Origin of the sequence: Bombella apis (genome assembly GCF_018221685.1) — a bacterium.
In the GTDB taxonomy this organism is placed as follows: Bacteria; Pseudomonadota; Alphaproteobacteria; order Acetobacterales; family Acetobacteraceae; genus Bombella; species Bombella apis.
On the sequence record NZ_JAGJTM010000003.1, the window covers coordinates 158,916 to 173,404 of the forward strand.

The following is a 14,489-nucleotide window of genomic DNA, read 5'->3' on the forward strand; positions in this document are numbered from 1 at the left end:
CATGTCCCGGCCCCGCACCCATGAAACATTATCTTGAGGCATGGGGCCTGAAGGGGCTTCTCTGGTTTGCCAGCAAGCTGCCTGCGGGTCTGTCTTCCCGTTTGGGAGGAACCGTGGCGGCTCTTGTCGGGCCGTGCCTTCCCTCATCCCGCATTGCCGACATCAACCTGCACCGTGCCTTTCCCACGATGGACCGAAAGACACGCCGGAGGCTCGTCAGAGGCTGCTGGTGGAACATTGGCAGCACATTGGGAGAACTCCCCCACCTTCCTGACCTGCCGGAAGGGGCTGCTACAGGTCCCGGCTGGCGTGTCCTGAATGATGAACTCCTGCACCAGGCCCGCAAAAGCGGGCGCCCTGTCATTTTCTTTTCAGGCCATCTCGGCAACTGGGAACTCATGCCCCTGATTGTTGCCCGTTATGACATGGCTTTTTCCCCTTTCTACCGTGCCCCCAACAACCCTCTGGTTGACCAGCTGCTCTGTCGGCTGCGACGCCACATTGTCGGCACACCCGTTTCATTCTTCCCAAAAGGGAAGCAGGGAGCACGGGATGCTGTCCGCCATCTCGCCAGAGGTGGATATCTTGGCGTGCTGGGGGACCAGAAAATGAACGATGGGATTGAGGTTTCCTTCTTCGGCCATCCTACCATGACAGCCCCGGCTGCTGCGGCCCTGGCCCTCAGATTCAATGCTCTGATCATTACAGGGCATGTCTGGCGGGAAGGCCCGGCCCGTCTGGTTCTGGAGGTGGGGTCCTGCCTTGACCCGAAAGATCATGCCAGCACAGCCCGTTCCCGCCATGACATGATTCGTCACCTGACCCAGCTCCTGAATGATGAGCTGGAACAATGGATTACGAAACGCCCGGAAAACTGGCTCTGGTTGCATCGGCGATGGGCAAAATCCTGTTACCGGAATAAGAAAAAGTAAATTTTACCTAGCCATGCGTCCGAAACATGGTAGGATTGCAAAATGAGAACAAGATCATAGCAGCCAAGCCTTCCTGTTCAGTTTTCAGATAGCGCGCTTCGGCACCATGGGTTGTTCTGATTGTGATGCAGCAGGGGTTTCCCTGTTCCCATGAAGGAGATGCTGACATGGCTCAGAAAGCATTCCGCGTGGCAGAACACGCCACGGCCCCCTCCTCCAGCGCCCGGGAACATGCGGGCGGTGTTGTCGTCCCGTTCCGCCAGAAGCTCCTTTCCCATCATCGCCACTACCTGGCCACATGGCTCATTGCCAGCGAGAAAATGGGCATTCTTGATGCCTCCATTGAATCATCTCCGGACCAGCAGACAGCCGATCCCAGCCTGGTGGTCATCTGGGTTCGGGAAAATGCCGACCCTGCCTACCTCATCAGCCTGCGTGGTCCCTACTGGGTTCTCACGGACTGCCTGAGAGACAACGAGCTTGGCCGTTACCGGACCTTCTCCGAAGCACTTCATACCATCCGTCCCGTTCTGCCCCTGCATGCATCAGCCTGACATGACGTCCTGCTGAAGCGATTTTTCGTTCTACAGAAAAAGCCCGTCTGACATGCAGACGGGCTTTTTCCCATGGAAGCAGGCAAAAAGCCAAAACCTGTCAGGGTGTTGAGGACGTGCCGCTCCCAGCACCCGCATGACGGGATGGCGACCAGACCGCCACATCAGGAGCGGCCGGTTTCTTCCCAGCCTGAGCCTGTGCCGGTACTGCTCCAGCTGTCTGCTTTGCAGGTGACCATACGGCCATATCAGCCGATGCCGAGGCAGTCCCCCGCCCCGGCACGGCCGGCCCTACGGAAAGAGATGATGGCGATGTCAGATCACGGGAGGCTGGGACGATCAGCTGGCTGCCCCCACCCGGAGCAATCTGATAGATGCCCAGCGCCCGAATCATCCGGCCATCCGGACGCAGATGGAAGAGACCATTCACGCCCAGATAGCCTTCACGCTGGGTCAGTGTTGCCACATTCAGCTTGTTCTGGCGGATCAGGGCGCCAGCCAGGGCGGCCGCATCGTAGGCAAAATCTGCGACAGGAGAAGGCTTCTGCTGATAGGCATTCTGATAACTCTGCACATAGCCACTGCGCTGTTTCTCATCAAACGCCACATACCAGGCACCGCGCAGGTCCCCCAGTTTGGCGTCAAAGGAACGCCAGAGCATCGGACCAAGAATACGAACCTGAGGAACCAGAAGCTGGTTGTTTTTCAGCGCATCGATCACACGGGCCAGATCCAGCCCGGTATCACCCAGAAGCAGGGCATCAAATGGCGGCGGGCTGACCTCCGAAGGGGTCGAAGCGGTCTGATCCTTCTGGGCTGGCCGGGAGGAAGAAACCGTCATTTCATCACCCTCATTCAGAGGGTCAATGGCAGAAGGTCCGCTCTCCGCCGTGGCCGCCCCCTGTGCAGTACCGGCAGATGCAACCGGCCGACGGCTCAGCTGCGCCATTTTCTGCGTGATGTCATTGATGTCACTACTGTGGAAAGTAATCTGCGGGACATCCAGCCCAGCCTCCTGACAGGCCAGGGTCAGCCCTTCCCCCATGGCGTGCCCCAGCGCCGTATCTGGCAGAAACGCAGCAAAACGCTTCCGTCCTTCTACCCGGGCAGCGTCAACAAGACGACGAACCTGCTGCTCTGGCGTCAGTCCCATGACCCAGACACCCGGTCTGGCCTGAGCCACATCACTGGTGAAAGCCAACTCCGGCACATTCGCTGGCTGCAGGACAGAGGACACGGCCTGCGTATCACCTGCCGTAAGCGGCCCCAGAACAATACTGTCTCCGGCCTCCAGAGCCTGCTGGGCGGCATGGGCAGGCCCTGCTGGCTGGGCACTGTCAAATACATCCATGGGAGGAGGCTGGTTGTCCGGCAGAGCCAGCCGGGCCGCATCCCTCAGGCGCAGGCCGATGGCAGCATGAGGGCCACTCAACGGTACGATCAGCCCGACACGGGCCGGTTTTTCCACTGGCTGCGGAGCGGCTGCCACCGGGGCCAGTTTCCTTTCATGACCATCTTCCCCGGAGCAGGCTCCCAGAAACATGAAAATACCAACGGCCAATGCTGCCTGGCCGTTTCCTCTCTTGCCGCGCCCCTGCCCACCACGGCTATAAAGGCCAGAGCGGCTCATTGAGGATAACGATGTCTGAGAAACCATATACTCCCCCCGATCACGGAACATTTCCTTCTTCTACCGGGCAGCTCGTGCTGGTGGCAACGCCTGTCGGCAACCTCGCCGACATAAGCCAGCGTGCCCTTGATGCTTTAAGGACCGCTGATGCCATCCTGTGTGAAGATACCCGCGTTACCACAAAACTGCTGCGGCATTATGGCATAAGCAACCAGCTCTTCCCTCTCCACGACCATAATGAACAGGACCGCATCCCCGCCCTCATTGAGCGCCTCCAGCAGGGAGAATGTCTGGCCCTGGTCTCTGATGCCGGTACACCCATTGTTTCGGACCCTGGATACCGCCTCGTCCGGGCCGCACAGGCAGAAAATATCGCCATCACGTCCCTGCCCGGTGCCAATGCTGCCGTCACGGCTCTGACACTCTCCGGCCTGCCTCCCATTCCCTTCATGTTTCTGGGCTTTCCTCCCCGGGGAGAGGCCCGCCGACACAGCTTTACCGCCCTGCGTGCTGCCGAACAGGCTGGTCTGGCTGCCACGCTCATCTGGTATGAATCACCGCACCGACTTCTGGAAACACTGAAAACACAGCAGCAGGTATTCGGCTCAGACCGCCCTGCGGCCGTAGGGCGTGAACTGACAAAACATTTTGAAGAAATGGTCCGGGGCAGTCTTGCCGAACTCATTGCCCATTTTGAAGAAACAGCCCCACGGGGAGAGATCACCCTGCTTCTTGGTCCACCAGCCGCAGACGATACAGGAGCACAGGAGCTCGACCAGGCCTTGCAGGATGCCCTGAAAACCCACTCCGTCAAGGATGCCGCAGCGCTGATAGCAGGGATCGTCAACCTGCCCAAGCGCACCGTCTATAACCGGGCACTTGAGCTGGCCAGACAGAAAAAGGGCGGTTAGTCCTCATCCTTTGGCAGGACAAAACTTGAAGCCGGAACGCTGATGCCGGTCTGCACGCTGGAAAAATGCACGACCGTCCTGTGCCCTTGGGCATCCAACACTGTCCAGCCCTTCAGACTGAGCGGACGGGTGGAGAAAAAGAGCGTCATCTCGCCTTCACCCGGATTTTCCGTCCGTGTCACCCGCAACTGGATCTCGCTATTCTGCTGTTCGTACCCCAGAATGGATACATCCCCCGAGAAACGGGGATCCGGCCGCAGAAGAAGACCCAATGGCGTATGATCCAGAGGGATTGTCGTGATCTGACCGATGCTGCGATCCTGAAACACGACCTTGCCTTCATTGGCCACAAGCAGAAGCGGGCTGGGAGGATCGTAAGAAAACCGCATCTTTCCCGGCCGCTCCAGCAGAACTGTCCCGGTGGATGCCCCGTCATGCTCGGTTACCTGCTCAAACCGGGCCTGAAATGTCTTCGTCGCCGCAAGGCTGGACTCAATTCTGTGAACCCATCCCTGCTGGGCCTGGGTCAGGGGAACGCCTGCCGCCAGTGCCGGATTCCCCAGCAGACCCATCCCCCCCACAGCAAAAGCCACGCCGCAGGCCATGACAAGACGCCGCACCACCATCACCACGATTCCTTTCCTCACAAGGAAATATCCGCTTCCCGGAAAATGTGCCGGACATCACCCTGCCAGACATCATGGTACCGCTCCAGCCACCGCTCCGCCTGTGTTTTGGCACCATCAGCAATCTCATAGAGCGGAGCAAGATAATACTCCTCCCCATGGCCCCGTTTCTGAAGTCCCTGCTCGGCCAGTGTCAGAATACGCTTTGCCAGATGACGCAGCCCGCCCGGGAAAGGAGCATCCATGGCCTGTTCGACAACAAGCTCCGCCAGAGACTGATAATGCAGCCAAGACTGCTCCTTCACCACCCGTTCGGCTTCAGCCAGCACATCTTCGTCATATAGCAGCCCCACCCAGAACGCAGACTGGGCCACCATCATGTCTGGCCGTCCAGCATCGGCACCACGCATCTCAAGAAACTGCTTGAGCCGGACATCAGGGAACAGTGTCGTCAGATGGTCTTCAAAATCCCCGACCGTTGGGCGCAGGCCTGCCAACGGCTCCTGCTCGACACCATCGAGCCATTTACGGAACGAACAGCCTGCGGCATCAATATTCCGCCCTTCACGATTGACGAAATACATAGGGACATCCAGCGCCCAGTCCACGTAGCGCTCAAACCCGAAGCCTTCCTCAAAAAAGAACGTCGGCTGACCACTGCGCTGATTGTCCGTATCCAGCCAGATATAGGCCCGGTTGGACAGACGCCCTGTCGGCCTGCCATCAGCAAACGGCGAATTGACCATCAGGGCCGTGATGAGAGGCTGGAGAGCGAGCGACACCCGCATTTTGCGGGCCATGTCTGCCTCGCTGGAAAAATCCAGATTCACCTGCACAGTGCAGGTCCGTGTCATCATGTCCAGCCCACGACGCCCGACCTCTGGCATGTAGCGGCGCATGATGGCATACCGGCTCTTGGGCATCCACGGCATGGCCTCCCGGGGCCAGAGAGGCTGAAAACCAAGAGGCGCAAAACCAAGGCCCAGCTCCTGCGCAGGCCCGGTGATCTGCCTGAAATGGGCAATCATCTCCTGTTCGGTTTCCTGCACCGTCCTGACAGGCGCACCGGAGAGCTCAAACTGTCCAGCAGGTTCCAGAGAGATGGATCGCCCCTTGTGCGGGCCCGCACCTTTCAGGCCTATCAAATGGCCATCATCACGGATGGCCTGCCAGTCCGGCCCTTCCAGAGCGCCAAGCAGGGCACCGATGCCATCCGGCTCATACGCTGGTGGCGCAAACGGCTTCAGCTCTCCTCTGGCCCGTTCTGGCAGACGGAACCCGAACTTTTCATGTTCTGTCCCAATACGCCATTCAGCCTTCGGCTTGCAGCCACGAGCCAGAACCTCGACAAGCTGCGCCCTGCTCTCGATCAGTGTCGTATTGCTTTCACCTGGATTGGACATGCACAAACCCTTATCGGCTAAAATTCACCACGCTATGCCGCAGGACGCTCAGACTGTCCGTAAGCCAGATACCCCCTATACTAGGGGGCATATTTACCTTCATTCAAGAGAACCGACACATATTCGAGCAGCCTCGGGCCGTTCATGCCTGCCGGTTGGCTGCTCCGATCTGGGCCAAGGCAGCACAGGCTGCCGTATCTGCCCGCAATATCCGGGGGCCGAGCGAAAAAGACTGTATGGCCTCATGCCGGGAAAGCCGTTGGACCTCTTCCTCCGCAAAGCCTCCTTCTGGCCCGATGAGCAATGCATCACAGCCAGCGGGAGGCCCTCCCTGCCCATGGCGCTCCAGCGCCACAGCAAGCCTGCGCCGAACCGGCCAGCGGGCCAGAACAGCCGCCAGAGGCTCCAGCGGCATGAGGGTCGGGACATCCAGCCGCTCACACTGTTCGGCAGCTTCCTGTGCGATCAGCCCCAACCGCTCAAGATTCAGGCGATGTGTGTTTGTCCGGGCTGTCAGGACGGGGCGAAAGCGTGTCACACCCAGCTCTGTCCCCATGCGGATGAGCAGCTCCGTCGCATCCCTCTTGAGTGGCGCAAAAAGAAGCTCCACCCCTTCTGTATCCTGCTGGGGCCGCAGACAGGACGTGACGCGCACCGTGGCCTGATTTTTTTTCAGCCCCTCGACAGTCGCCTGCCACTCGCCATCCCGGCCATTGAACAGCACCACACCATCGCCCGGCTGAAGACGCATGACCTTGCCCAGATAATGGGCCTGACCGGCAGACAGGGACACCGTCTCCCCTTCCTGCCAGGGAGACTCTGCATCAACAATAAAAAGGCGTGGATCAGTACGGCTCATGTTTCGGGCATACCGCTTTCCCCACTCACTTTCCAGCATCTGCGATAAAATATTGACCTCATCCTGTTTCTGGCCAATCACTCATCCCATGTCCCAGACCCATCTTCATACCGATATCCGCAGCAATGGCCTGATCGGCCGCCTGCCAGACCCTTGGCGATCCTATGCACTGCTTGCCCGGCTGGACCGTCCCGTTGGCACATGGCTGCTGCTGCTGCCCGGCGTGTTCGGCATCTTTCTTGCCCCACAAGGGCCCCCTCTGGAACGCCGGCTCTTCTATACGGCGCTCTTCGCCATCGGATCGCTGCTCATGCGTTCGGCGGGCTGTGTCATCAACGACATCTGGGATCGCAAAATTGATGCCCAGGTTTCACGCACGGCAGGCAGGCCCCTGGCCAGCGGCGCACTCAACCTGACACAGGGACTGGCTCTGCTGGCAGTGTTGCTACTCGGAGGGCTGGCCGTATTGCTCGCCCTGCCGCCCGTCTGCTGGATGCTGGCACCTCTGGCGCTGATCCTTGTCGCCTTCTACCCGGCCGCAAAAAGACTGACATGGTGGCCCCAGCTTGTCATGGGATTCACCTTCGGCTTCGGCGCTCCCATGGGCTATGCGGCCAGCCAGAACACTCTGGACCTGCCGGGCCTGCTGCTCTACGGCGGCGTCATCATCTGGCAGCTGGGATTCGATACCATCTATGGTTTTCAGGATATGGAGGATGATGCCCGTATCGGGGTCAAATCCACCTCCCGCCTGATGCTGAACCATGCCCGCCTCTTCATAGGCAGCTGTTACGCCCTAGCCCTCTGCCTGTTTGCACTCTCGGCTCTACAGGCCGGGTTGCACCCACTCTTCTGGCTGCCTTTCCTGCTAGCCTGCCTCCTGCTGGGCCGTCAGACTGTCCAGCTTTCGCCCTATGATGCTCCTCTCTGTCTGCACTTCTTCCGGCAGAACGTCGCAATAGGCTTCGTCCTGGCAGCCGCCTTCATCCTGGGGGCCAGCCCGACATTTTGGCACTAAACCTGATCTGCTCCATGAGCGTGAGAGGGCCGACATGAAAAATCCCCGGGGCAGAACCAGCACCCCGGGGATTTTTCATACAACAGACTGACCTGTATCGAGCGACCTGCTCAGGTCGTGCGCCTTCTGAAAAGCGTCCGCCCTGCACTCAATGCTGCTCCACAGAAAGCCACGGCAGCGGCGGCTCCGAGACAGATGAATGCAGGATGAGGGAACAGGGTGAACAGCCCGGCGACCAGCAATGCCCCTGTCGTCTGCCCTGAAAGACGGGCCACGGAGAGCATCCCGCTTGCACCACCCTCCCGGCCGGGAGGGGCTGTCACCATGATGGCCCGGTTGTTCGGTGGCTGGAAAAAGCCAAACCCCATGCCAGCCAGAAGCGTCCGCCAGGCAATGGCCGTGTTATCGGCATCCAGCGGCAGGGTACAGAGAAGGACAAAGCCAAGACATGTCACCAGCAGCCCAATGGAAGACAGCAGAGCTGCCGGAAAACGGTCTGCAATCTTTCCGACAATAAAAGACATCACCGCCACGCCCACAGCCCACGGTGCAATCAACAGACCGACTGTGGCCGGATTTTTATGAAAAGCCACTGCCAGCGTGAAAGGCATGGCCACAATATACAGGTTCGAAGCCACAAACCCACAGAAACTGACCAGACAGGCCAGCAGAAAGGGCACACGCTTCAGCAGGTCCAGCGGCACAATAGGCTCCTGCCGCTTTTTCTGCCAGCGCAGGAGAAGCCACCAGCTGACAAGGCTCCAGCCCGTCAACCCGGCACCCCAGCCCAGATCACCATGCATGAGGCTGTCCAGCCCGATCCCCAGCAGGGCGAAAGAAGCCACCGTGAGCAAGGAACCAGGGATATCGACCTTCACGTCGCTCCGCGGCGTTTTGGGCAGAGCCTTGCTGGCTAGAAGGATGGCAATGCCACCCAGCGGCAGATTCACCCAGAAAATCCAGGGCCAGGAGGCAATGGAGAGGATGAAGGAGCCGATGGTCGGCCCCAGCGCCACACCCAGGCCGATGAACAGCCCGTTGAGCGCAATCCCCTTGCCTATGAGCTTGTGCGGATAAATGAAGCGCACAAGAGCAATATTCACACTCATGATGCAGGAGCTGCCAACACCCTGAAGAGCCCGGGCAAGCGTCAGCTCCAGCATGTTCTGCGACATGGCACAGGCCACAGACGCAATGAGAAACAGGACAATTCCCAGCTGGCTCATCCGCCCGAAACCAACCCTGGCCCCAATGGCGGCCAATGGCAGGAGACAGGCCAGATTGGCCAGCTGGTAGGCATTGATGACCCAGATCGCCTGCGAAGCAGAAGAGTGGAGATCCGTTGCGATGGTGGGCAGGGCCACATTCGCAACGGAATAATCCAGGATCGAAAGCATCAATGCCAGAATGACAGATGACATCGCCTTGAAGCGTTGCATCCCGTAAAGGCCTGCGTGCCTCTCCGGGTCGTATTCTCCCTCAAGGCTAGGATCTGCCATCTTACTGCCCATTACCCTCTGGTTCTCCCAATTTACGCAGGGGCACCCCTGCAAAAAGATTCGCTTCGATCCGCTCCAGCGAAGCACCCTTCGTCTCCGGGACAAAACCCAGAGTAATCAGCACGAACAGGCCATTGAACGCTGCAAACAGGATGAAGGTCCAAGACGCACCCATCGCCAGCATCATCAGCGGGAAAATGCTGGAAACAACCCAGTTGGCCACCCAGTTTGTCACCGTGGAACAGCCGATACCAAAGTCACGGCCACGTGTCGGCTGAACCTCAGAGCACAGGGCCCAGACAAGCGGTCCCTCACCAATGGCAAAACCGGCCACAAAGACAAGGATCAGAGCGCAGAGCAGGATGGAAGCGGCCAGGCTGCCACCACCAAAAGCCAGCACTGCACCGACACCAACCAGCGAAGCACCAACGATGACACAGCTCGTCAACAGCAGCGGACGACGGCCCCACCTGTCGGCGTATCGGATGGCCACACCTGTGAAAACCATGTTGGTCAGCCCGACCAGTGTCGTGGCCCACACGGCAGCATTGGTCCCGAAATGGGCAGCTTCGAACACGCGCGGTGCGTAGTAAAGCAGGGCGTTGATTCCGCTCAGCTGCTGCATGATCTGGAGGGTGATACCCAGAAACACGGAACGACGGAAGTTCGGATTGCTGCGAAACAGCCCATATCCGGCATCACTGCTCTTGGAGAGGCGGTCGTTGATATCGGCCAGCTCTGCTTCCGCCACTTCCTCGTCAGAACGCAGCATACGCAGCACCTTGCGGGCACGCTCCGTATCACCACGCATCATCAGCCAGCGAGGGCTGTGCGGCAGAATCAGCACTACACCGAGGAACAGGGCCGCCGGAACGCCCATGATCCCGAGCATCCAGCGCCAGTGCCCACCTTCGGACAGGATGCTATCGGACACGAATGCCAGAAAAATCCCGAGCGTAACCATCAGCTGATAGAAAGAAATCATGGCACCACGGGCCGATTCGACCGTGATCTCAGAAATGTAGAGCGGCGCTGCAAATGCTGCCACGCCAACAGCCAGACCAAGCAGGACACGCCCTGTGATGAGCAGGGCCACCCCGGGAGCAAACGCACAGAAAAGCGTACCAACGAGAAAAAGGATCCCAGCGCCCAGCATGGCACCCGGGCGACCAAAAGAAACGGAAATGCGACCAGCAAATGTAGCACCAACAGCAGCACCAGCCATCATGGACGACACGATCCACCCCTGCATGGCAGCACCAGCATGGAAATCAGTCGCAATGAACGGCAAAGCACCAGCGACAACGCCTGTATCCAACCCAAACATCAACCCGGAAAGGGCCGCAAGAATGCCAAGAAACGTAGCACGCCCTGTCGTCTTCTGAGACGAAGAGGCACCGCCCCCACTCCTGGCTGCCGGCGTTACTCCTACCATGATAACTCCTCATTCATAAAGGTCACACACCCCTCCGGCATCGGGGCGTGCGGCGATTATGGACGTTATTGCTCCAAATTCAATAAATTATCGCTCATCCTGCTTCACGAATGGATTACGGCTCCCCCGCAGCAGAAGCCGGATCGGCGTGCCGGGAAGATGGAAGGTCTCCCGCAACCCATTTATGAGGTATCTTTTGTAACTGTCCGGCAGCTGCTCCGCCCTTGTGCCAAACAGCACAAAGGTCGGCGGGCGGCTTTTGGCCTGTGTCATGTAGCGTAACTTCAGTCGGCGCCCATCCACCAGCGGCGGCTGATGACGTTCCACCGCCTCCTCAAACCAGCGGTTAAGATCGCTCGTGCCCACACGGGCGTTCCAGACCTCGCTGGCCCTTCGGACGGCCGGCAGAAGGCGGTGCAGCCCCTCGCCTGTCAGAGCCGAGAATGTCACAACCTCGATCCCACGCATCTGCGCCAGTGAAATTTCGATACGATCAGAAATCGCCTTGCGTGTTGCCTGACGCTCCTTGACGGCATCCCACTTGTTGAGAGCAAGAACACAGGCTCTCCCCTCCCGCTCAATCAGACGGGCAATCTGGAGGTCCTGCTCATCAACACCACGATCTGCATCCAGAACCAGCACAACCACTTCAGCCATTTTCATGGCCTCAATAGAGGCGGAAACAGAGACACGCTCCAGCCCTTCCTGAACACGGGCACGCTTCCGCATTCCAGCCGTGTCAACGATTTCGATCGGCCCGGCCTCGTCCTCGAGCATGACACTGACAGCATCACGTGTCAGGCCAGCTTCCGGCCCCGTGATCATCCTCTCCTCGCCCAGAAGGCTGTTCAGAAGCGTTGATTTTCCAGCATTCGGACGGCCAATGATGGCAAGGCGCAGCGGTTTCTCTCCATCCTGCTCGGCGAGTGTCTCCTCATCCGGCAGAAGGCTGACGATCTCGCTCATCAGGTCGGCCAGTCCCTCACCATGTTCAGCAGACATGGCAAGCGGGGTTCCCAGCCCAAGAGAGAAGGCCTCCATGGCTGCTTCTGCACCGGCCCGGCCTTCGGCCTTGTTGGCAACGAGGAGGACAGGCCGGTTCTGCCGCCGTAACCAGTTGGCAAAATGTGCATCAGCAGGTGTAATGCCAGACCGTGCATCCACGCAGAAAACAACCAGATCAGCCTGTGCGATCCCCTGCTCGGACGAAGCCCGCATACGGCCAAACAACGTCTCGGGAGCTGCTTCCTCCAGCCCTGCCGTATCCACGAGCCGCACACGGCGACCACGCAGCATGGCCACGCCGTCCTTGCGATCCCGCGTCACACCGGGCTCGTCCGACACGATCGCCTGACGCCTCCCGACAAGCCGGTTGAAGATGGTGGACTTCCCCACATTGGGGCGCCCTGCGATAACGACGACAGGCAGCCTGCCTGTCCCAGCGGGATCAACCATAAGCGCGCAGAACACCATCTTCGCTCAGAACGAGCAGCTGTCCATCACAGACAATCGGCTGTACCTGGCAGGATGACGGTGTTTCTATCTTTCCTTCTTCCTGGCCCGTCCTGGCATTCACGATCACCATGCCACCACGGTTCATGCTGGAAAGACAGACAAGCCTGTTGTTCAGCATGATCGGTCCCATCCACTGGATGGGACCCTTCTCATGCTCCGGTTTTTTGAAACGGGGCAACTGTTTGACCCACCGTACCTGTCCCGTCACACGGTCCAGGCAGGCCAGCTGCTGGTCCAGGGAGATGAGATACAGCCATTCGCCACAAACACAGAGCGGCGACTGACCACTGACCTCCCGCTCCCACAGACGACGCCCCGAGCGCATGTCGATGGCCACAAGCACACGAGACAAAGATATGGCATAGGCTGTCCCGCCAACAACGACAGGCCCCCCACGCACGCAGGCGAAATCCAACATGGCGCCCAGCCCGTTGCCTCCGCCAAGGCTGTCACTCCAGACAACCTCGCCAGAAGCTGCACGCAGGGCCACCAGATCACCACTGCCGAAACCAGCCACCACAATGTCATTGACAATGGCCGGAGCCCCAGCCCCAAAGAGGGTCGTGCTGACATCGGTCGCCTGATAGGTCCAGCGCTGCTGGCCCGTTGCCGCATCCAGAGCGTACAGGCGGGCATCAATGGTCGTGAAAACCATCAGACCACCGACAACAGTCGGGGCGGAGCGCCCCGGCGTCCCGATATCCACGGCCCATTTCTGTCGACCCGTGGCAGCATCCAGCGCCAGGGCCTGCGCCACGCCATCAACGACATAAAGCGTATTCCCCACCAGGGCGAGGCCACCGCCAATATTGGTAGAACGGGTCTTGCGGGCTGGCTGGAGGTGCCAGAGCTGCCTGCGCTCCGGCCAGCTCCAGGCCCGGATGACGCCCTGGGCATCCACCGTGAACATGCGACCATCGCCAATCACGGGCGGGGACTGCAAGGCCCCTTTGCGATTGGGGACAAACGCCACCATGGAAAGCCAGCCAACCCGATTGACACCGGAGCCAACCGACTCACTCCATAGCTGTCGCGTACCATTCCAGACTGCATTGACCGCTTCATGCGACGCTGTCCGCCCTTCCTGCATCCATGCAGTGACGGGCTGTACGGCAGGCAGGGTGATGGGGGCTGTATCATGCGTGTCCACGGCCAGACCTGCCCCGGTTGACAGGACGTCAATCCGTCTGCCCGGCAGAACCGTTTTCTTCGGATCGTCCGAGAAGGCACCACAACCCGCCAGCCCCGTCATGGCAGCAAATGAACAGGCGCCCTTGAGAAGAGAACGACGGGAAGCCTTTACGCCCCCCATCCCCGGCAATGAAGAAAAATGGCGGTTCATCCAGCCTCTCCCAAAGTCTGCAACAATAGTCCGGCCCGACGCCGTAAATCATCCGTGCTGTCCGCTGATGTCTGAACCTCCAGCAGCAGGCGGCGTGCCTCTGCCCGTTCCTCCGGTTTGGCATCGTCCCTCAGGTCCAGCACGGCCAACCCTTCCTTCGCCAGAGGGACCCAGCTTCCCCCTGTCTGAACGAGCGCCTGATAACCACGCCTCAGCTCATCCCTGGGAGCGATACCCATCCGGGCATTCAGGAGGCGATACTGCGCCATCAACGCCAGAGACCTTTCGGAAGCTCGATCATCCACCACCTGCTGCCACAGCTTCAACGCTGTGGAACGGTCATGATCCTGCTCTTTCAGCTCGGCCAGATACATGGCGGCATAGCTGCGTACACCCTGCGGGGCGGACTGGGCCAGATCCGAGAAAATGCCTTCGGCCTTCTGTCGTGCATCACTTTCAGCAGACGGCAGAGCATTCAGATCACCAAGAAGCTTCATGGCCTCGAAATAGCGGTCCGACGCCACGGCCTGAGCCGTATGGAGCCGGTGCTGCTGCCATCCCCATACACCACCGGCAACACCAGCCAGCACCAGAAGAACCACCAGCACGCCGCCCACACGGAGGGCCATGGATCTGAGCCGCAGAAGACGCTGCTCTTCTTCCACTTCCTTAATCAAATCGTCTGACACGCCATATCCTTGCTGGACCAATCATGATAATTCTGACACTCCTATAGCATGACGGACCAGCGGCAAACATCCTCCC

The 14,489-nt window shown here is 59.4% G+C and carries 13 protein-coding genes; 4 read left to right on the forward strand and 9 right to left on the reverse strand.

Translation table 11 applies throughout. The features are described from left to right. Nucleotides 1–20: 20 nt before the first annotated feature. Together J8Z04_RS02505 and J8Z04_RS02510 are read left to right on the forward strand one after the other, a co-directional pair. Entirely contained in the window at nt 21–932 is a 912-nt protein-coding gene (locus J8Z04_RS02505; RefSeq protein WP_043560014.1) for a lysophospholipid acyltransferase family protein, read from the forward strand. A gap of 167 nt (nt 933–1,099) precedes the next feature. Then, nucleotides 1,100–1,486, forward strand: coding sequence for a hypothetical protein (locus J8Z04_RS02510; protein WP_227449703.1), 387 nt, complete (start codon nt 1,100–1,102; stop codon nt 1,484–1,486). A gap of 100 nt (nt 1,487–1,586) precedes the next feature. Here the strand turns inward: J8Z04_RS02510 and J8Z04_RS02515 are convergent, their stop codons facing one another. Beyond that, the gene (locus J8Z04_RS02515) at nt 1,587–3,116 is read right to left on the reverse strand and encodes a penicillin-binding protein activator (protein WP_192848233.1); all 1,530 of its coding nucleotides are present in this window, start codon (nt 3,114–3,116) and stop codon (nt 1,587–1,589) included. Between the two features lie 77 nt (nt 3,117–3,193). Here J8Z04_RS02515 and rsmI point away from each other — a divergent pair, with 77 nt between their 5' ends. Then, a complete protein-coding gene (rsmI, locus tag J8Z04_RS02520) occupies nt 3,194–4,027 on the forward strand; it encodes a 16S rRNA (cytidine(1402)-2'-O)-methyltransferase (RefSeq protein WP_408610212.1) in 834 nt (277 codons plus the stop codon). Here the strand turns inward: rsmI and J8Z04_RS02525 are convergent. The 3 genes from J8Z04_RS02525 to J8Z04_RS02535 form a co-directional block, all read right to left on the reverse strand. Beyond that, nucleotides 4,024–4,674, reverse strand: coding sequence for a LolA family protein (locus tag J8Z04_RS02525; RefSeq protein WP_332067148.1), 651 nt, complete (start codon nt 4,672–4,674; stop codon nt 4,024–4,026). The two genes, rsmI and J8Z04_RS02525, sit on opposite strands and share 4 nt — an antisense overlap. Then, a complete protein-coding gene (locus J8Z04_RS02530) occupies nt 4,671–6,056 on the reverse strand; it encodes a glutamate--cysteine ligase (protein WP_192848235.1) in 1,386 nt (461 codons plus the stop codon). The genes J8Z04_RS02525 and J8Z04_RS02530 overlap by 4 nt, the downstream gene beginning before the upstream one ends. 142 nt (nt 6,057–6,198) lie before the next feature. Continuing rightward, nucleotides 6,199–6,915 carry a 16S rRNA (uracil(1498)-N(3))-methyltransferase gene (locus J8Z04_RS02535; protein WP_103765607.1) on the reverse strand — a complete coding sequence of 239 codons (717 nt, stop codon included), beginning with the start codon at nt 6,913–6,915 and terminating at the stop codon, nt 6,199–6,201. A gap of 88 nt (nt 6,916–7,003) precedes the next feature. On the opposite strand from J8Z04_RS02535, the gene ubiA reads away from it, so the two are divergent. Further along, nucleotides 7,004–7,933 carry a 4-hydroxybenzoate octaprenyltransferase gene (ubiA, locus tag J8Z04_RS02540; protein ID WP_192848236.1) on the forward strand — a complete coding sequence of 310 codons (930 nt, stop codon included), beginning with the start codon at nt 7,004–7,006 and terminating at the stop codon, nt 7,931–7,933. A gap of 110 nt (nt 7,934–8,043) precedes the next feature. On the opposite strand, the gene J8Z04_RS02545 is transcribed toward ubiA, so the two are convergent. From J8Z04_RS02545 to J8Z04_RS02565, 5 genes are all read right to left on the reverse strand, one after another. Continuing rightward, complete coding sequence (locus tag J8Z04_RS02545; protein WP_043561164.1) at nt 8,044–9,432, reverse strand: MFS transporter; 1,389 nt, start codon at nt 9,430–9,432, stop codon at nt 8,044–8,046. A gap of 1 nt (nt 9,433) precedes the next feature. Then, nucleotides 9,434–10,867, reverse strand: a complete 1,434-nt coding sequence (locus J8Z04_RS02550; RefSeq protein ID WP_043560006.1) for a sugar porter family MFS transporter — start codon at nt 10,865–10,867, stop codon at nt 9,434–9,436. 87 nt (nt 10,868–10,954) lie between these two features. Further along, on the reverse strand, nt 10,955–12,322 hold the full coding sequence (gene der / locus J8Z04_RS02555) for a ribosome biogenesis GTPase Der (protein ID WP_043560004.1): 1,368 nt from the start codon (nt 12,320–12,322) through the stop codon (nt 10,955–10,957). After that, a complete protein-coding gene (locus J8Z04_RS02560) occupies nt 12,315–13,724 on the reverse strand; it encodes a PQQ-binding-like beta-propeller repeat protein (RefSeq protein ID WP_227449706.1) in 1,410 nt (469 codons plus the stop codon). Before J8Z04_RS02560 ends, der begins: the two co-directional genes overlap by 8 nt. After that, nucleotides 13,721–14,413 (reverse strand): tetratricopeptide repeat protein, encoded by a 693-nt coding sequence (locus J8Z04_RS02565; protein ID WP_143539930.1) that lies wholly within the window; start codon nt 14,411–14,413, stop codon nt 13,721–13,723. The genes J8Z04_RS02560 and J8Z04_RS02565 overlap by 4 nt, the downstream gene beginning before the upstream one ends. Nucleotides 14,414–14,489: the final 76 nt, after the last annotated feature.